Here is an 18,799-nt window from a genome sequence, read left to right as displayed (position 1 = left end):
CGGGGCGCGGACGGACCGGCGCCCCGCCTCGGCCGGGGCCCGACTACTTCCCGGCCTTGTCCTTGTCCAGCTTCTCGATGATGAGCCGGTAGAGCTGCCGGGGCCGACCCGGCTGGAGGGTGCGGTTCGGAGGAAGCGGCCAGGCCAGGCCCTCCTCGACCAGGGTGCGCAGCAGACGGCGGGCGGTACGCGGAGTCACGCCCAACATGCGGCCGGCGCCCTCGGCGTCGACCACCAGCGGGCCGTCCTCCTCCGCGATCTTCTCCGACAGGCGAAGCAGGGTCTCCCGGCCCTTGGTGCGCAGCTGCTCGCTGCTCTGGCGCTGTGGAGCACGCTGAGCCGGGACGAGGGAGCGGCCCTCCCGGTCGACCGCGAAGCTCTGCCGGGTCGCCTGGGCGCGGCTCAGCGCCGCACGGGCGTGCGCCTCGGCGTCCTGGGTGGTGCGGCCCATCCCGATGCCCACCTCGATGGCGATGCCGAGCTCCGCCTTGATCCGCTCCACGAACGGCGGCTGCCGGAACCCCTCGGTCGCCGAGACCAGCGAGCCGCGGGTGGCCGTCACCATGAAGGTGTGGTCGTCCACCGGGTGTGCGGTCGCGTTGATCCGGTGGGCCTCCTGGAGGAGCAGCCGGTGCAGTGCCAGCCTGAGCTCGTCGCGCCAGTAGCGCGGGGTCGAGCGCCGACTGGAGTCGCGCAGTGTGGGGACGTCGACGATGACGACGCCCAACTGGGCCTCTTCCAGGCGGTGGTGTGCACCCAGCAGGCCCGCGGTCTGCAGGGCACTGCGTACGCCGGAGTTCGTGGGGCGCAGGCGGAGGTTGGGGACGCCGATGGCGTCCAGCCGCTCGGAGACACCACGCACGCAGGTGATGGCCATCTTGGTGACCTTGCGCCGCCACAAGCCCTCGTGGAACGAGGTGAGCGCTGCTGTGCCCGTCAGCTCCTCGTGGACGTGGATGCCGTCTACGGGGAGATCCACCTCGGAGTACGCCTCGACCACGTCAGCGCGGCTGAGGACGTCCAGACTCGCCCGGGTGGGGTCGAATCTCTCGTCCAGGGTGGCCCGCAAAAGTGCCTCGTGCAGGCTCGCCCCGCCCAGCGGCACGAAGGTGGCCGGCATGGTCAGGACACCGGCCTTGCGGGCGAACTCGTAGGGGACCGGGCTCGCGAAAAGGTAGGCGTCGATCGCCGACCCCAGCCGGAGCACCTTGTCGGTGGCTTCCTGCTCGTCTCGATAAGCAGCGGCGATGAGTCTGGCGTTGAGCGGACCCGTCGACCCGGGGCCCATGAGCATGACGCGCTCGACAACCTCGTGCGGCCCGATGACACCAATCGTCAAATCGCCAGTACGCTGCGCACTCACCTCGGGCTGCTCCCCGCTACCATTCCACGCTCTTCACTATGTGCGCCCACTGGTCCCGACCAATTATTTTTCCGTCACGGCATTGCCGAGATCGTACCCATTGTTGAGCGCCAGTGATGATCGTTTGACATAGAACGTCAAAAGGCCCGGGCGGGAGCCGCTGCCCCCGCCCCGGCATCGAACTGAGCCCCGGTTAGTCGAGCTCTTCGCGGACCACGTCCGCTCCGAGAGCGGTCAGACGCGTGGCGAACTGCGAGTGTCCACGGTCGACCGGGTAGCCCGGGGAGACCACGGTCTCGCCCGTGGCGGCCAGACCGGCCAGCACCACGGCCGCGCCGCTGCGCAGATCGTGCGCGACGACCTCGGCACCGTGCAGCTGGGTGGGGCCGTGCACGATCGCGCGCGTCCCGTCCACCTCGATCTTGGCGCCCATCTTGTTGAGCTCGTCGGCCAGCGCGAAGCGGCCGTCGTAGATGGCCTCGTGGATGTAGCTCTCACCGTCGGCCAGCGTCGCCAGCGCCATCAGCGGCGACTGGAGGTCCGTGGCGAAACCCGGGTAGGGCGAGGTCACGGCGTTGATCGGACGCAGCGTGGTGTTGGGGTCGCGGTGCACGTGCAGGACGGCGCCCTGCTGGGCGAACTGCACGCCCATCTGCTCCATCTTCCAGCGCGCTACACCCAGGTGGTCGAGGTTGGCCCCGACGAGGCTGACGTCGCCACCGGTCGCCGCGGCCATCATCGCGAACACGCCGGCGTCGATGCGGTCCGACATGATCGTGTGCTCGACGGCGGCAAGCTCCTTGACGCCCTCGACGGTGATCAGGCCGGTACCGCCACCGGAGATCTTGGCGCCCATACGGCCCAGGAACTCGATGACGTCGAGGACCTCGGGCTCCAGGGCGGCGTGCTCGATGACGGTGGTGCCCGGGGTGAGCACGGCGGCCATCAGCAGGTTCTCGGTGCCGGTGTGCGACGGGGTGTCGAGGTAGAGGCGGCCGCCCTTGAGGTTTCCGGCCTCCACGTTGATGTGGTTGCGCTCGGCGTCCTCGGTCACCTCGGCGCCCAGCCGGGCGAAGCCGCGGTAGTGGAAGTCGAGGTTGCGGCTGCCCAGGTTGCAACCGCCCACGCCCTCGATACGGGCGTGGCCCATGCGGTGCATGAGAGCCGGCACGAAGAGGACGGAGCCGCGGAAGCGTGCGGCGATCTCAGCCGGGAGCACGGCCCGCTCGGGGTCATTGAGCTGGGAGGCGTCGATGACGATGGTGCGCTCGGCCTCGTGGAACTCGACCTTGGCGCCGATGTACTCGGCGAGCTCCAGCGCGCGGCGAACGTCCTGGATGATGGGGACGTTGCGCAGGACGGTGCGTCCCTTTGACGCGAGAAGGGCCGCGCCGATCATCGGCAGGACGGCGTTCTTCGCGCCCTGGATGAATGCGGTCCCGTTGAGGGGACGACCGCCACGGACGCGGTAACGAACCTCCTGGCCCATGCTCATTGGCTCCTTCGTGAGGCGAAAATTACAGGCGTTGGTGTCTCGCCGGCGTCACCTGTGCGGTGTCAGACGCGGGTCTTCCGCGCAACGTTGCGACGATAAGTGCTCGGTCAGTGGCCAACTGGCGACGACTCTATAGCAAAGGGTTTCCATTTCCGCCGTTTCGGCGGCTATGTGTCCCAAAGTGCGCGAATCGCCTCAAGGATCGTGGATCAGATTCCCGGCTTGCGGTCAGACGGCCGTCCTGTCCGCTTATCCGGGCTTTTCCCCCGGTGCGGGACGTGCAGGACACCGATGACCACTGTACGTCCTACCGGCGCGGGCGGCGACACCGCGACACGGATGATGTCGCGTGGCGACTCATCCCAGATCCGGTGCCGTCCCGGTGAGCCGCTCGAACACCTCCGCGTACGTCCCGCGCGTGTACTCCACCACGTCGGCGGGCAACGGCGGGGGCGGGGCGTCCGAAGCACGGTCCCAGCCCGACTCCGCCGAGGTCAGCCAGTCACGGATGTACTGCTTGTCGAACGAGGGCTGGGACCGTCCCGGTGCCCAACCGTCCCTCGGCCAGAATCGCGAGGAGTCGGGGGTGAACACCTCGTCGGCGAGCAGCAGGCCATCGGGGCCGTGCCCGAACTCGAACTTGGTGTCGGCGAGCAGGATCCCCCGCTGCTCCGCGATCTCGCGACCGCGTGTGTAGATCGACAGCGTCAGGTCCCGCAGCCTGGTGGCGAGCTCCTCTCCGTGCAGCTGCGCCACGGTTGCGAAGGAGACGTTCTCGTCGTGCTCGCCGACCTCGGCCTTGATCGCCGGGGTGAAGATCGGTTCGTCCAGCCGGGAACCGTCCACCAGCCCCTCGGGAAGTGAGACGCCGCACACCGCGCCGCCGGCCCGGTACTCGGAAAGGCCGGAACCGGTCAGGTAACCGCGGGCCACGCACTCCACCGGAACCATGTCCAGCGTGCGGCACACGAGGGTGCGCCCGGCCCAGTCCGCGGGGGCGCCGGAGGGCGGGGTGTCGGAGACCACGTGGTTGTCCACCAGGTCGGAGAGGCGTTCGAACCACCACAGCGACAGCTGGGTGAGCAGCCGCCCCTTGCCGGGGATCTCGGTGGGCAGCACCCAGTCGTAGGCCGAGACGCGGTCGGTGGCGACCATGACCAGCTCGCCGGACGCGTTCGCGTAGAGCTCGCGGACCTTGCCGGTGTGCAGATGAATGAGTCCCGGAACCTCGACGGGCACGGGCTTTTCGACGAAACCGCTCATGGGGTGACCTCGGCTGCTGGGGTGGGCGGGGCGAAGAACTGCGGAGACGGGCCGCGGCCGTCCCCGCCGGAGCACCGGCGGGGACGGAACCGGGTCAGCTCAGGGACTTCAGCTTGTCGAAGACCCGGTCGAGCCGCCGGACGAACCGCTCGGGGCGGCACACCTCGTCCAGTCGGGCCTCGTCGAGCTGCGCACCGCGGGTCGCGGCCTCCTCCCGCAGCGTCTCGCGGAAGGGGGTGTCCTCTTGCCACGTACGCATGGCGGCGGTCTGCACCAGCGCGTAGACGTCCTCGCGCGACATCCCGGTCTCGATCAGCTCCGAGACGACCGTCGAGGAGTAGATCAGCCCGTGCGTCGACTCCAGGTTGTGGCGCATCCGGTCGGAGTCCACGACCAGGCCGCGCATCAGCCGGGTGGTGAGGTGCAGCAGGTAGTCGGTGGCGATGGCCGCGTCAGGGAGCGAGATCCGCTCGGTGGAGGAGTGCGAGATGTCGCGCTCGTGCCACAGCGGGATGCCCTCCATGACCGGAACGATCTGGGCGCGCACGTTGCGCGCCATGCCGCAGATGCGCTCGGACATGATCGGGTTCTTCTTGTGGGGCATGGCGCTGGAGCCCTTCTGCCCCTTGCCGAACGGCTCCCACAGCTCCCGGACCTCGGTGCGCTGCCCGTGCCGGACCTCCAGCGCGATGGCCTCGCACACCGTGGACATGATCGCCAGGGAGCCCACCCACTCGGAGATACCGTCACGGATGACCACCTGCGTGGACACGTCGGCTGCACGCAGACCCAGCTTCTCCGCGACGTACCCCTCGATGCGGGGGTCGATGTTGGAGTAGGTGCCGACGGGACCGGAGATCGCCATCACCCCGACCGCCTCGCGGGCGCGGTGCAGCCGGTCGCGCGAGCGCGCCATCGCGAACGCGAAGTCGGCGACCCGGTGGCCCCACACATCGGGTTCGCCGTGGATGCCGTGGGTGCGTCCCACCCGCAGCGTGGCCTGGTGCTCCAGCGCGTGGTCGCGCAGCACGGCCACGAGGTCGTCGGCCTTGGCGAGCAGGATGTCGGTGGCCTCGACCAGCTGCGCGGCGAGCGCGGTGTCCAGCAGGTCCGACGAGGTCATGCCGAAGTGGACCCACTTGGCGGCGTCGCGGGGCTCGGTGTTGTCGGCCCATGCGGTGAGGAAGGCGATGACGTCGTGCTGGGTCACGGCCTCGATCTCGGCCACTCGTTCAGGAGTGGGCGGTGGCGCTTGACGCACCGGTTCCACCACGTCGGTGGGCACCGTGCCTGCCACCGCGTGTGCCTCGAGTACCAGGGTCTCCACCTGGCACCAGAGCTCGTACTTGTGGGCGTCGCTGAATACGCGGCCCATTTCCGGGAGGGTGTAGCGCTCGATCACCTGACCATTTTGGCAGGTGTACCCCGCGGTAGGTCAGGCGGTGACGGATTTGCCGGGAGGCGGTCGCGGCTTCTGGGCGAACGGACCGCCTACGGCGGGCGGGGAAGCGCAGGTGCGGGCCGCTGGAACGGTACTTCGTCCGGCCGTGCCGGTGCGGCGTGTCCGGTGCCGGCGGGTCGTCGTCCCGAGGCCGGTGAACGACGAAGGGCGGTGGTGCGTCCGACAACCGGGATCGACCACCGCCCTCATCACTGTTACTGCCCCAACGCCGCCTTCTCCGCGATGTCGTTGCGATAGAACGAGCCGCGCAGCTCGATTTTTGCGGCGGACGCGTAGGCACGTGTCCGGGCCTCGGCCAGATCGGTGCCGGAGCCGACCACGCTCAGGACCCGACCGCCATTGGACGTGACGTCGCTCAGCCCGCTCCAGGCCGTTCCGGCGTGCAGGACGTAGGCGCCCTCCACCGCGTTGGCCGCGTCGAGGCCGCCGATCAGGTCGCCCTTCGCGGGTTCGCCGGGATAGTTCTCGGCCGCGACCACCACGGTGACGGCCGCACCAGGGTGCCAGTCCAGGCCGGACACGCCGGCCAGTCCGCCGGTGTCGGTGGCTTGCAGGAGCACGCCGAGCGGCGTGGCCAGGCGGTCCAGGACGACCTGGGTCTCGGGGTCGCCGAAGCGGGCGTTGAACTCCACGACGCGCACCCCTTTGGAGGTCAGCGCCAAACCGACGTAGAGGAGTCCCTGGTAGGGCGTACCGCGTCGCGCCATCTCGGCGATGGTCGGGCGCACCACGGTGTCCATGACCTCGTCCACGAGACCGTCGGGCGCCCACGGCAGCGGGGCGTATGCGCCCATGCCGCCGGTGTTGGGGCCCGCATCGCCGTCGCCGGCTCGCTTGAAGTCCTGGGCCGGGAGGAGCGGGACGACGTTTCGCCCGTCGCTGAGCACGAACAGCGACACCTCGGGGCCGTCGAGATACTCCTCGATGACCACCCGACCGCATTCGCGGGCGTGCTGCTCCGCGACCTGGAAGTCGGTGGTGACGACCACGCCCTTGCCCGCGGCCAGCCCGTCGTTCTTCACCACGTACGGTGCGCCGAAGGTGTTCAGTGCCTCGGTCACCTGGGCGGCGGTGCGACACACCTTGGCTTTGGCGGTGGGCACGCCCGCGGCTTCCATGACCTCCTTGGCGAACGCCTTGGAACCCTCCAGCCGAGCCGCTTCGAGGTCGGGGCCGAACACCGGGATGCCGCGTCGCCGGAGCTCGTCGGCGACTCCTGCGACCAGCGGGGCCTCGGGTCCGATGGCCACCAGTTCGGCGCCGATGCGCGCGGCCAGTTCGGTGACGGCCAGCCCGTCGGTCACGTTGATGACGTGGTTCTCCGCCAGCTCCGAGATCCCGGGGTTGCCGGGGGCACAGTGCAGGCTGGTCACGCCGGGGTCGAGGGACAGCGCGCGGGTGAGCGCGTGCTCGCGGCCTCCGCCGCCGATCACGAGGGCTTTCACAGCTTGGACCCTATTGGTTGTGGGGGGTGGATGGGGGAGAAGCGGTGCGGTGCCAGGGCACCGCACCGCCGTGCGGACTACACCAGGGAGCGCAGTTCCAGGGTCTGGTCGCGGCCGGGGCCGACGCCGATGGCCGAGATCGGGGCGCCCGACATCTCCTCCAGGGCGCGCACGTAGTTCTGCGCGGCCTTGGGGAGCTCCTCGAACGACCGGACGTTGGTGATGTCGTCGTTCCAGCCCTCGAAGTGTTCGTAGACCGGCTGTGCGTGGTGGAAGTCGGTCTGCGTCATCGGGATCTCGTCGTGACGGGTGCCGTCAACGTCATAGCCCACGCAGACCGGGATGCGCTCCAGGCCGGAGAGCACGTCGAGCTTGGTGAGGAAGAAGTCGGTGATGCCGTTGACCCGGGTGGCGTACCGGGCGATGGGGGCGTCGAACCAACCGCAGCGGCGGTTGCGTCCGGTGGTCACCCCGTACTCGTGGCCCTGGGTGCGCAGCCACTGGCCCCACTCGTCCTCCAGTTCGGTGGGGAAGGGGCCCGAACCCACACGGGTGGTGTAGGCCTTCAGGATGCCCACGACCTTGGTGATGCGGGTGGGGCCGATGCCCGAGCCGGACGACGCGCCGCCCGCAGTGGGCGAGGAGGAGGTGACGAACGGGTAGGTCCCGTGGTCGATGTCCAGCAGCGTGCCCTGGGAGCCCTCCAGGTAGACCGTCTTGCCCTCGTCCAGCGCCTTGTTGAGGACCAGGCTGGTGTCGGCCACGTAGGGGCGCAGCAGTTCGGCGTAGCCGAGGTACTCGTTGAGGATGATGTCGAGGTCCAGGCCACGGCGGTTGAACACCTTGGTCAGGATCTGGTTCTTCTCGTGCAGCGCCAGTTCGAGCTTCTTGCGCAGGATGCCCTCGTCGAACATGTCCTGCACCCGCACACCGGCGCGCGAGATCTTGTCGGCGTAGGTGGGGCCGATGCCGCGACCGGTGGTGCCGATCTTGCCCTTGCCGAGGAAGCGCTCGCTGACCTTGTCCAGTGCCCGGTGGTAGGGCATGATCAGGTGCGCGTTCGCCGAGATCAACAGGCGCGAGGTGTCCACGCCGCGCTCGTTGAGGCCGTTGAGCTCCTCGAACAGCACACCCGGGTCGATGACGACGCCGTTGGCGATCACCGGTACCACCTCGGGCGACAGAATGCCCGAGGGCAGCAGATGCAGCGCGTACTTCTGGTCGCCGATGACGACCGTGTGGCCGGCGTTGTTGCCGCCCTGGTAACGCACTACGTAGTCAACGCGGGAACCGACAAGGTCGGTCGCCTTGCCTTTACCCTCGTCACCCCACTGGGCTCCAACGAGCGTGATCGCCGGCATCGCCGTCTACCTCTTCATTCTCTTCATTCTTCGGATCAGACCGGGGACGGGCCGCTCGCGGTGTATCCCGGGCAGCATGAAGCCCCTGGCGCAAGAAACGACAGGGGCCCTTGCGTCTAGAGGCTACACGAACGGTCCGCGCACGTTAAGTGCTGCTTCAGCCGTTCGGGCGTCCGTTGAGCACCGCGGCGGCCTCTTCGCTGCTGTCCTGCAGGAAGGTCGCGCAGCGCTGGGCTTCCTCGGTCTCCTCGATCCCCTCGGCGGCCTTGCCGAGGAAGTACAGCGAACGCAGGAAGCCGCGATTGGGCTCGTGCTGCCACGGGACGGGGCCGTGGCCCTTCCAGCCCGAACGGCGCAACTGGTCGAGACCGCGGTGGTAGCCGGTGCGCGCATAGGCGTAGGTGGCGACGTCGTCACCGGCCTCGTAGGCACGCTCGGCAAGGGCCGCCCAGGCGGCGGAGTACTCGGGGAACCGGGCTGCCACCGGCGCGGGGTCTGCGGAAGCGGCCAGCGCCTCGCGTGCGGTCGGGTGGTCGGGGAGCTCGGTGGGGGGCGGTCCGCCGAGCAGGTTCTGATGCAGGTCCATGACCCCATCCTGCCCGTCCGCGCCCGGCAACGCGAAAACCCCCGGCCGATCGGCCGGGGGTTCGTGGGGAGCGGGTCCCTACTTCATCTGGTTGCCCGCGGACTTCAGCCACTGGGCGGCCTCGACGACGCGGGCGGCCATGCCGGCCTCGGCGGCCTTGCCGTAGGCGCGCGGGTCGTAGGCCTTCTTGCTGCCGATCTCGCCGTCGACCTTGAGCACGCCGTCGTAGTTGCGCAGGACGTGGTCGACGATCGGGCGGGTGAAGGCGTACTGCGTGTCGGTGTCGACGTTCATCTTCACCACGCCGTAGCTCAGCGCCTCGGTGACCTCTTCCTGGGTGGAGCCGGAGCCACCGTGGAAGACGAAGTCGAAGGGGCGGTCCTTGCCGTACTTGGCGGCGACCGCGTCCTGGGCTTCCTTCAGGACGGAGGGGCGCAGCTTCACGAAGCCGGGCTTGTAGGCGCCGTGCACGTTGCCGAAGGTCAGGGCCGTCATGTAGTAGCCCTTCTCGCCCAGGCCGAGGACCTCGGCGGTGCGCAGGGCGTCACCCGGAGCGGTGTAGAGCTTCTCGTTGATCTCGCCGACGATGCCGTCCTCCTCGCCGCCGACCACGCCCACCTCGATCTCCAGGATCGTCCGCGCGGCCTTGGAAGCGGCGAGCAGCTCCTCGGCGATCTGCAGGTTCTCCTCCAGCTCGACCGCGGAACCGTCCCACATGTGCGACTGGAACAGCGGCTCCTGGCCCTTGGCCACGCGCTCCTTGGAGATCTCCAGAAGGGGGCGCACGAACCCGTCCAGCTTGTTCTTGGGGCAGTGGTCGGTGTGCAGCGCGATGTTCACCGGGTACTTGGCGGCCACCACGCGGGCGAACTCGGCGAACGCCACCGAGCCGCTGACCATGTCCTTCACGGTCGAGCCGGAGAGGTACTCCGCGCCGCCGGTGGACACCTGGATGATGCCGTCGCTCTCGGCCTCGGCGAAGCCGCGCAGCGCCGCGTGCAAGGTCTGGCTCGACGACACGTTGATCGCCGGGTAGGCGAAGCCCTGGGACTTCGCTCGGCCCAGCATCTCGGTGTAGACCTCTGGCGTGGCGATAGGCATGGTGATGACTCCCTGATTGGCCTGGAGTGTTGTGGGACCCGGTCGCGATGGTCCGCGACACCGAGTCTTCCACGGCGGATTTCGATCGGGTTACCGAGTAAGTATTGCGAAGACCGCGGCCCCGCGAAAGGTCTAGACCAAAATGCCCTGATCGGTGCCGCTGCGCAATCCGGGCGGTCCAGTCGGGTTCGGTGCAGCCCGTAAGCGTATGTTTGCCCTGGGTAGTCATAAAGCTGCTCAAAGTGAAGTGAGTCAGCCCACCGTCGATTGTTATGGGTGATTCACGCTACATTCAGCACCGTGGGACGACATCGCAATGATCCGCGGGGCGTTGGCCAGGTATTGGCCATCGTCGGAGCGGTCGTGCTGTTGATCACCCTCGTCGCGCTCGGCGGCTACTTCTTCTATCGCTCACTTCCGGGCAATGGAGACCGCGTAGTGCCCAACGAGTCGAGTGCCCTCGCCACCACCAAGACGGATATCGGCGACATGCAGGTGCTCTACATCCGGGTGGTCGGCGAGGCCAGCGAGGTACTCGTACGGGTACCGGGCGGCGAGGTGCTCACGGACACGACCATGACCAAGGGCCAGCACGTCACATATGCCCGACCGCGCCTGGACGTCACCATCGGTGACCCGGCCGCGGTGGAGGTCTATGTGAACGGCAGGCCCAAAGACGTGAGTGGGGAGGCCCCCGACTACACCTTCACCGCCGTGGAGGCGTGAGCCGCTCCGGCCGACCAGACCTTGACCGCCCCCGCGCGAAGAGCGGGGGCGGCTTCCTGCCCTGCCCCGACTAGATGTCCAGATCCTCGGCCGTGTAAGCGGTGCGGTACTCCAGACCCTCGGCGACAACCGCGTCCCGCGCGCCCCGGTCGACGATGACCGCCACGCCGACGACCTCGGCCCCGGCCTCGCGCAACGCCTCGACCGCGGCCAGCACCGATCCCCCGGTGGTCGAGGTGTCCTCCACCGCGAGGACTCGCCGCCCCCTGACGTCCGGGCCCTCCACGCGGCGCTGGAGACCGTGCGCCTTCCCGGCCTTGCGCACCACGAAGGCGTCGAGACGGCGTCCGCGCGCGGCAGAGGCGTGCAGCATGGCGGCTGCCACCGGGTCGGCACCCAGGGTCAGACCGCCCACGGCGTCGTAGTCCAGGTCCGCTGTGGCCTCCAGCAGTACCCGCCCCACCAGCGGCGCGCTTTCGCCGTCCAGCGTGATCCGACGCAGGTCCACGTAGTAGTCGGCCTCGCGGCCGGAGGAGAGGGTCACTTTGCCGTGCACCACGGCTTTATCGTTGATCTGTCGAAGGAGATCGTCGCGGTCGCTCATGGGACCGAGCCTAGGACGTGCCGGTCACCCCTGAGCAGCCGAGGAGGCACCAATGGCGTTTGGCGACGGTGGCGACGATTACCTGCGCGTGGAGGTCGCGGCGGGCAGCCGGGACGAGGCCCGCCGTCTGGCCGACGGTGTCGTCGCGGCGCGGCTGGCCGCCTGTGCCCAGATCAGCGGCCCCATCACCAGCGTCTACCGCTGGGCCGGTCAGATCCAGGCCGAAGAGGAGTGGCGCCTGGTCCTCAAGACCACGGGTGGCCGCTTCGCCGAGCTCACCGCGTACCTCGCCGACCACCACTCCTACGATGTGCCGGAGATCATCGCCGTGCCCATCGAAGGCGGTCACCCCGAGTACCTGGACTGGGTAGCCGAGAGCACCCGGGGCGAGGAGTGAGCGGCTACGAGGCACCCGGACTCCTGGTATTGCTCCACAGCCCCCTGGGTGATGCGGCGGACTGGGCGGAATTGCCGCGCGACCTCGCCGACCTCGGAGCCCAGACCCTGATCGCGGAGATCACCGACGACGACCGTCCCCCGTTCGCGGCCCGCTACGTGGCCCGTGCCGCTCTGGAGATCGCGGCTGCCGAGCCGGCCGGACCGGTCCTGCTGGTCGCCGCAGGCGCCGCAGGGCCACTGCTGCCCCTGGTCGCGGCCGCACAGCGGGCAGCGCACCGCCAGATCGCGGGTTATGTGCTGGTCGACGCCCTGCTCCCGCAGCCGGGAGCGGCGACCAGGGCCGAGTTGGCCACCGCCCAACTCCACGTCGAGACGGCCTCTCCGGAACGTCCTCGTCCTCCGGAGTTCTTCACCGAGCCGCTGCCGTCCGCGCACGACTGGCCCGACGCCCCCTGTGGCTACCTGCGTACCGCCGAGCGCTATGCGCACTCGGCCCATCTGGCCGCCTTGCGCGGTTGGCCGGTTCGGGAGGCCGCCGGCCGACCTCTTGCCGGCGAACTGCTCGCCCTGGTCGCCGAGCTCTGAGCCCCCGTCCGCGCCGGTCCGGCCTTTTGTGCCCCGAACACGCGGGTCCGGGGCACAAAAGGCCATGACCAGCGGGGTCCGGAGTCAGAACACCCGTTTGGCGTAGGGCAGCGACCGAACGAGGGCGCCCAGCGCCCAGCACAACGGAAGAGCCAGCAGGCCGACCACGGCGAACTTCGCGACGGCGATCGCCTGCCATCCGCCGAACGCGTAACCGAGTCCGACCAACACCAGCGGGTGGAAGACGAACACGGCGAAGGCGTTCTCGGTGAGGAAGCGGGCCAACCGTCCCTGGCGGTTGAAGTACTCGCGGAACAGCACGACCAACCCCAGGATCACCCCCGTGGTGAAGGCGCCCTCGACGGTGATGCGGACGAGCGTCTGCCAGCTCGCGGGCTGGGTCGCCGCGTCGCCCAGGAGCGAGAGCAGGCCGAGGTACCCGGCAAGCGCGACGGCGGCCACGGCGAAACCGGCCCATCCCGCTGAGCGGGGGACCCGTCGGAACCAGTCCTGGCGGAAGGCGATCAGGCCGACCACGAACAGCGTGACGTACTGCGGCAGGTACTGCGCGCTGGGCAGGCCGACCACCGGCCAGTACTGCGCAGGTGCCACGATGCGCCACACGTAGGTGAACAGCGCGAGTCCGGCGACGAAACCGACCACCGACCACGGGCCGGGCAGTCTTTCGGGCCGGGGGGAGGGGGCAGCGGTCGCCGGGGTGGTGGACCGGTTTCTCCTGAAGCGCCGCACGAGCACATAGCCGAAGGAGAACACCAGGAGCACCTCCACGAACCACAGCGGCCCCGGGTTCCAGGTGACGATGTAGAACAGCCAGAAGGGCATCTCCGCGCCTTCCGCCGCCGCCATCTCCTGGACCATCGGGTAGACCCCCATCATGAGGAGGGGACGCAGCAGCAGGAGGAAGAGCAAAAGCGGGATGCCCAGCCGGATCAGCCGCTCGCGCACGAAGGCCCTGGTCCCCCTCCGGTCGTGCGAACCGGGGACGAAGTAGGCCGAGATCATGAAGAAGAACCCCATGAAGAATGCCTGGTTCACTATCACCAGTACGTCCAGCGCCGTACCGGAGGGGTCCTGTGCGGGCTCGGCGTAGAACCAGAATCCGATGTTTCCGTAGGTGACGGCGACGTGGTGCAGGACCACCAGCACCGTCAGCAGGATGCGCAGGTTGTCGACGAAGAACAGTCGTTCGGGTGGAGCAGGGGCGGCGTCCGCGCGAGCGGCGTCCTTTGTCGGCTCGATCTGTTCGGTCATGGGGGAGGACCTTTCCGTTCTGCTGGGGACCGGTCAGGGGCCGGGCGACTGCGGGCGGACCGCGTACTCGAACAGGTCGGCCAGTTCGCGGGCGTGTATGTCCAGGTCGTGGTCGGGGTGTGTGGCCCAGTAGTCGAACATGCTGTCGATGCCGGCCTGCTGGCTGACCGCCATCACCCTGGTGTCGAACGGGCGGAACTCGCCGCTGTCCTGGCCCGCGCGGTAAAGACCTTCCAGGGCCTCGTAGATCCCTTCATTGGCCGTGATCCCGTAATGGGGGCGACCCTCGGGGGTGCGGAATTTGGTGAAGATCTCCCGCAGGGCCATCAACTGCTCGCGATGGTCGCGCATGTACGCGGCGATGGTCAGGATGTGCGTGCGCAGCATCGCGATTGCGCTTTCCTGTTCCAGGACCCGCGGCAGCGTGGACTCGGTGACGGAGGTGTAGACCTGGGTCACTACCTGCTCCATCAGTTCGTCCTTTCCGGCGAAATGGTAGGAGATGACGCCTTTGCTGATCCCCGCCCGCGCGGCGATCTGCGCCAGCGATGCCGCGTCGAACCCCGTCTCGGCGATGGTGGTGATGGCGGCTCCGATGATCTGCGCCCTCCGGGCCTCTTCGATGAATGAACGCCGAGGAGGAGTTTCCTGACCGTCTGAATTATTTTCTGGCCACATGGCCAGAATTTAACACGCCGGGTCGAAAGGCAATCAGGGTTTACCTGTATGCGTCCCTGAACCACCCCCGGCCGGAGTGGGGGCTGTGAGCGTGGTGGTTGTCGGAGCGCGCCCGCACTCCCCTTCGCGGGCGCACTCCGACACGGGCACCGGGCGGTGTCCCCACACCGCCCGGTGCCATGGGAAACGCCGATCGGGCGAGCGGCCGCCCTGATGAGCCGGGCCAGAAGACCGCTGCTACCGCCTCGGCGGCGTTTCCATCGGGACCGGTCCAGGCCCCCGTCCCCTCTGCGGGGTACGCCTGGACCGGCCGGGCCGCCGACGCCGGGTCCCGCCCCCTCTGCGGGACCGCACGACATCGACGGCGTAGGGGGGTCGGTTATCTGAGCATGGGGGGTTTCCCCACGTCATCGAGGAAAGACAGTGCCTCCGAGTGGGTCGGGGGCATTGGGACGCTCCAGAGCTCCGCCCCGTGCGCACGCGACAGCTCGACGCGCAGGACGCGGACATGCGCGTCGAGATCGGGGCCGGTGGGGGCGAGCACTCCGATCCGGGTACGGCTCAGCAGCGACAACGTTTCCCCCCGCGGAAAACGGCGCCGCATCTCGTGCCCCAGCATGATCAGCCGCGCGGTCCGCCGCCACGGATCGATCCCCGCCTCCAGTCCGATGATCAGCAGGCGGTGGGTCAGCTCCGGGGCGGTGCTCCGATACAACTCGCCCAACCTGGTCCGCAGGTAGGCCATGGTGGTCAGCCCGGTCAGCGGGTCCAGGCAGTCGTCGCTGGACCGGCCCCCGTCGACCCATCCCTCCACCAGGGCTTTCACCAAGGAAGCCGGAGGTCTGGGCCAGCGCAGCACGTCGCCGAGGGCGAGGAAGTCGTCCAGTGCCGCGCCGACGCCCACTCCGGAGCGGGCGCGTGCCCGGCCGAAGCGCGTGCACGCTTCCACCAGACCGTTTCCGGTCTCCGCCGCCCGGCACACGGAGTCCACCGCGGGCGTCCACCAGTCGTCGGGCGGCTCCCAACCGGTTTGGCGACTGCGACGGCACCAGAGCGCGCGCAGTCTCCCGGTGGTGCCCGCGTCCGCGTGGCCCACCAGGTTCGGGCCCTCCGTGCCGGAACCCTCCATGCCTGCCTCCTGATCCTGACGGTCCGATGAGGGGTTCGGACGGGCCCTGCCCCCGACGCATACGGGCCCGTCCGAACGCCTTCACCCCTAAACACGGAGATCGGTGGCGGCTATGACGCGAGATACGGGATATTTTCTTTCGGACGCACTTTTCGAACCACCTGGCCCGCGCGGTTACCGGGAGCAGCCGACCCACGGCGGTTCCGGGCACGCCGCCGCGGCCCGGCGCCGCGCCCCTCCCGAGGGGGCGTGCGCCCGCAATCCACGATGTGACCGGCAGCGGACGTTGCCGCCGAAGGGGTACGGGGCATGACTGACGCGTTGAACGATCACGTTGAGTCGGCCATTGGTGACAATCAGCTCATAGCTGCTGTTCGAGGCGGTGACACGGAGGCTTACGCCGCGCTCTACGAGCGTCACGCCGGTTCCGCGCGGGGCCTGGCACGCCAACTGGTGCGCGGCGAATCCGAGGTGGACGACACCGTCTCGGAGGCGTTCGCCCGCGTGCTCAGCGTCGTCCAGCGAGGCGGGGGCCCCGAGGACGGGTTCCGCCCCTATCTGCTCACCGCCGTGCGCAACGCCGCCTACGACCGGTTCCGCGGTGAGAAGCGCCAGTTCGTCACCGACGACATGGAGGCGTTCGACCGCGGCGAGCCCTTCGTCGACCCGGCGCTCGACGGTCTGGAGCGCTCGTTGATCGCGCGGGCCTTCTCGTCCCTGCCGGAGCGGTGGCAGGCGGTCCTGTGGCACACCGAGATCGAAGGGGAAAAGCCCGCCGAGGTCGCCGCGGTCCTGGGAATGAGCGCCAACAGTGTGGCCGCGCTGGCTTACCGGGCACGCGAAGGGCTGCGCCAGGCGTACTTGCAGATGCACCTGGCGGGCGGGGCTCCCGCCGAGTCCTGCCGTCCTGCTCTGGACCATCTCGGCGCCTACGTGCGCGGCGGCCTGGCCAAGCGCGACACCGCCACAGTGGACCGCCACCTGGACGGGTGCGCCGACTGCCGTGCCGTCTATGCCGAACTGATGGATGTCAACGTCGCACTGCGCGGAGTCATGGCACCGCTCGTCCTGGGGCCGGCCGCGGCGGCCTACCTCGCCGCACTGCCCGGCGGGGTGCTGGCGGGAGGGTGGTGGGGACGGTTGCCCAAACGTCAGCAGCAGGCCGTGGCAGCGGGCACCGCCGTGGCCGTGGTCGCCGCGTCCGCCGCTCTGGCCGTGGTCAGCAACGAAGAGCAGGTGCGGCCGAGTCCCGCGCAGCCTCCGGTCGCCGCGCCGCCCGCCCAGCCCCGCTCCGACCAGGAGCCCGCCGACCCACCGGTACCCGATGTCCCGGCCCCGCCCCCGCCAGGCGATCCCGCCCCGGCGGCCCCGGCTCCACCGTCACCTGCTGGGGCACCGCCGCCGGCACCCGAGGAATCCGTGGTGCTCCAGCCGCCGCTGCCGTCCCCGGACCCCGTCGAGGAACCGGACCGACCCCGACCTCCGGTGGGCCCCTCGGCCCCGTCCGAACCGAGCCCTCCGCGCTTCGTCGCCGACATCGACCCGGTTGGTGCGCTGGTCCCCGGTCGGCCCGGGATCGTCGTGCTCGGAGTGCTCAACGAGGGCGGGACCACCGTCGACGACGTCGTCGCCGACGTCACCCTTCCCGCGGGCGTGACCCTGGTCTCCTCGGGGCGGGCGGGCAATGCCTTCCCCGTCAACCCCGCCGATCCGACCGTCCTGGACGGATGGAGCTGTACCGCCACGGTGACCGGAGCCGAGTGCGTGCGTTCGGCTCTGGACGCGGGGGCGGACAGCAGCGCCTATCTCGACGTCGACGTGGCCAACAGCGCTGTCGAGGGCGGTCGCCCCGGAGTCTCGGTGCGCTCGGGACGAGTGACCGCGACCGCGGAGGCAGCCAACGGGGTCGATCCCTCGGGGAGCGCCGCCCGGTACGCCGCGGCCGGCAGAGTGCGCGGCCTCGCCGTCGGCAACTCCCTGATGACCTGTGTCGATCAGGACGACGAGGCCGCGTCGGCCGATTGGCCGTGGGGCGTCTTCCCGCGCACTGCGCCCGCACCCGCCGACGAACGTCCTGCACCGGTTCGGGGCCTCGTCGAGGACGCCGCCCCGTCCCCGTCCACCGGCCCCGAGGGCGGTGGTGAGGACGAGGGCGAACCCGGGAAGGCCGACCCGGGCCACGGCGCGGACCCCGCGCCCGGAGCGCTCCCCGCCCCCCAGCAGGTGGAGCCCACACCCGACCCCACCACCGCACCCGGCCCCGCGCCGACGCCCGAACCCGGGCCCACGCCGAGTGCCCGGCCCCTGCCGGAACCGGAGGGCCCGTGCGCACGGGCCCTCCAGCGGGAGGGCGACCGACGCAACAACGACCACTGGGACATGCAGCACCTCGACCTGGACGACGACCGTGCGACCGCCTCCTCCAGTTCGGCGGTCTGGGATCTGCCGGCCGGTGGTTCCGTCCGCTGGGCGGGGCTGTACTTCTCCGGGGTCGGTACGCCGCACAGTCCCAGCGCGAAGGTCCGTGGTCCCGGGGCGGACTCCTTCACCACCGTGCGGGCCGAGGAGGTCGGCACGGTCCGTTTCCCGGGCTTTGCGGCCTACCAGGCGTTCGCCGACGTCACCGAGCTGGTGCGCGGTCACGGTGGCGGTGAGTGGTGGGTCGGCGACGTTCCCACCCGAACCGGCTATGCCGCCTACGCGGGATGGAGTCTCGTAGTGGTCGTGGAGGACCCGTCGGCCACCGTCAATCAGGCGATGGTGCTGGACGGCACGTCACTGGTGTTCCAGGGAGAGACGATGGAGTTCCCGCTCAGCGGCCTCCTGCCGGCCGGTGCGCAGGCCGACATCGACGTGGTGGCCTTCGAAGGGGACGCGGGCATCGCCGGTGACCAGGTTCTGCTCAACGGTGCAGCGCTGACACCGCAGGGCGGAGACCGCGATCCGGCGAACGCTTTCGCGAGTTCCTCGACCGGTGCGGTCGGGCCACCGCTGACCTTCGGCACCGACGTCGTCAGATTCTCGGCGCCGTTGCCGCGGTCACCGGTCCTGCGCCTGGTCTCCCGGGGCGACGCCTACCTGGCCGGCGCCGTGGCGGTGACCGCGGCCATCCGGCCCTAGACCCCGTGCGTCCGACTGCCGAGCGCTCCGCAGCCGTTATGGGGGAGGTCGCCTTCGGCTGTCTTGTCCGTGGCCCCAGGGCGTGTCGGTCCGATCCGGAGAAGTCGTCGTGTCGGAGGCGAAATACCGTTGGTGCATCAGATCCGCGTCCACGGATAATCGTCAGGTTCCGGACCGCTTGTACGCGACCCGCCTCCGACCAGGGAAAGA

16 protein-coding genes are annotated in these 18,799 nt (G+C 69.6%); 4 read left to right on the top strand and 12 right to left on the bottom strand.

Annotation, left to right across the window (positions count from 1 at the left end):
* Positions 1–43: 43 nt before the first annotated feature.
* The 8 genes from QSJ59_RS20280 to fbaA form a co-directional block, all read right to left on the bottom strand.
* The gene (locus tag QSJ59_RS20280) at positions 44–1,294 is read right to left on the bottom strand and encodes a transcriptional regulator (protein ID WP_285761425.1); all 1,251 of its coding nucleotides are present in this window, start codon (positions 1,292–1,294) and stop codon (positions 44–46) included.
* Positions 1,295–1,556: 262 nt separating this feature from the next.
* Positions 1,557–2,852 (bottom strand): UDP-N-acetylglucosamine 1-carboxyvinyltransferase, encoded by a 1,296-nt coding sequence (gene murA, locus QSJ59_RS20275; RefSeq protein ID WP_285761424.1) that lies wholly within the window; start codon positions 2,850–2,852, stop codon positions 1,557–1,559.
* Between the two features lie 363 nt (positions 2,853–3,215).
* Entirely contained in the window at positions 3,216–4,121 is a 906-nt protein-coding gene (locus QSJ59_RS20270) for a phosphoribosylaminoimidazolesuccinocarboxamide synthase (protein WP_285761307.1), read from the bottom strand.
* 94 nt (positions 4,122–4,215) lie between these two features.
* On the bottom strand, positions 4,216–5,523 hold the full coding sequence (gene purB / locus QSJ59_RS20265) for an adenylosuccinate lyase (RefSeq protein WP_285761306.1): 1,308 nt from the start codon (positions 5,521–5,523) through the stop codon (positions 4,216–4,218).
* Between the two features lie 254 nt (positions 5,524–5,777).
* The gene (gene purD / locus QSJ59_RS20260) at positions 5,778–7,028 is read right to left on the bottom strand and encodes a phosphoribosylamine--glycine ligase (protein ID WP_285761305.1); all 1,251 of its coding nucleotides are present in this window, start codon (positions 7,026–7,028) and stop codon (positions 5,778–5,780) included.
* Between the two features lie 77 nt (positions 7,029–7,105).
* Positions 7,106–8,389: an adenylosuccinate synthase gene (locus QSJ59_RS20255; protein WP_285761304.1), complete on the bottom strand. Its 1,284-nt coding sequence runs from the start codon at positions 8,387–8,389 to the stop codon at positions 7,106–7,108.
* 157 nt (positions 8,390–8,546) lie between these two features.
* A complete protein-coding gene (locus tag QSJ59_RS20250) occupies positions 8,547–8,975 on the bottom strand; it encodes a DUF3151 domain-containing protein (RefSeq protein ID WP_285761303.1) in 429 nt (142 codons plus the stop codon).
* Positions 8,976–9,053: 78 nt separating this feature from the next.
* Positions 9,054–10,076, bottom strand: coding sequence for a class II fructose-bisphosphate aldolase (fbaA, locus tag QSJ59_RS20245; protein WP_285761302.1), 1,023 nt, complete (start codon positions 10,074–10,076; stop codon positions 9,054–9,056).
* 342 nt (positions 10,077–10,418) lie between these two features.
* Here fbaA and QSJ59_RS20240 point away from each other — a divergent pair, with 342 nt between their 5' ends.
* Positions 10,419–10,802: a DUF4115 domain-containing protein gene (locus QSJ59_RS20240; RefSeq protein WP_285761423.1), complete on the top strand. Its 384-nt coding sequence runs from the start codon at positions 10,419–10,421 to the stop codon at positions 10,800–10,802.
* Between the two features lie 70 nt (positions 10,803–10,872).
* On the opposite strand, the gene pyrE is transcribed toward QSJ59_RS20240, so the two are convergent.
* Positions 10,873–11,406, bottom strand: a complete 534-nt coding sequence (gene pyrE / locus QSJ59_RS20235) for an orotate phosphoribosyltransferase (RefSeq protein WP_285761301.1) — start codon at positions 11,404–11,406, stop codon at positions 10,873–10,875.
* Positions 11,407–11,458: 52 nt separating this feature from the next.
* Between pyrE and cutA the strand changes: the two genes are divergently transcribed.
* On the top strand, positions 11,459–11,803 hold the full coding sequence (gene cutA / locus QSJ59_RS20230) for a divalent-cation tolerance protein CutA (RefSeq protein ID WP_285761300.1): 345 nt from the start codon (positions 11,459–11,461) through the stop codon (positions 11,801–11,803).
* Positions 11,800–12,390 carry a hypothetical protein gene (locus tag QSJ59_RS20225; protein ID WP_285761299.1) on the top strand — a complete coding sequence of 197 codons (591 nt, stop codon included), beginning with the start codon at positions 11,800–11,802 and terminating at the stop codon, positions 12,388–12,390. Before cutA ends, QSJ59_RS20225 begins: the two co-directional genes overlap by 4 nt.
* An 84-nt stretch (positions 12,391–12,474) precedes the next feature.
* Here QSJ59_RS20225 and QSJ59_RS20220 read toward each other — a convergent pair whose 3' ends face one another.
* From QSJ59_RS20220 to QSJ59_RS20210, 3 genes are all read right to left on the bottom strand, one after another.
* Positions 12,475–13,662: an acyltransferase family protein gene (locus tag QSJ59_RS20220; RefSeq protein WP_285761298.1), complete on the bottom strand. Its 1,188-nt coding sequence runs from the start codon at positions 13,660–13,662 to the stop codon at positions 12,475–12,477.
* A gap of 33 nt (positions 13,663–13,695) precedes the next feature.
* A complete protein-coding gene (locus QSJ59_RS20215; protein WP_285761297.1) occupies positions 13,696–14,340 on the bottom strand; it encodes a TetR/AcrR family transcriptional regulator in 645 nt (214 codons plus the stop codon).
* A gap of 379 nt (positions 14,341–14,719) precedes the next feature.
* Positions 14,720–15,469: a hypothetical protein gene (locus QSJ59_RS20210; RefSeq protein WP_285761296.1), complete on the bottom strand. Its 750-nt coding sequence runs from the start codon at positions 15,467–15,469 to the stop codon at positions 14,720–14,722.
* Between the two features lie 309 nt (positions 15,470–15,778).
* Here QSJ59_RS20210 and QSJ59_RS20205 point away from each other — a divergent pair, with 309 nt between their 5' ends.
* Positions 15,779–18,589: a sigma-70 family RNA polymerase sigma factor gene (locus QSJ59_RS20205; RefSeq protein ID WP_285761295.1), complete on the top strand. Its 2,811-nt coding sequence runs from the start codon at positions 15,779–15,781 to the stop codon at positions 18,587–18,589.
* Positions 18,590–18,799 lie beyond the last annotated feature (210 nt).

It is taken from the genome of Nocardiopsis ansamitocini (assembly GCF_030268225.1).
Taxonomy (GTDB): Bacteria; Actinomycetota; Actinomycetes; order Streptosporangiales; family Streptosporangiaceae; genus Nocardiopsis_D; species Nocardiopsis_D ansamitocini.
This window is presented reverse-complemented; position numbering and strand designations above follow the sequence as displayed.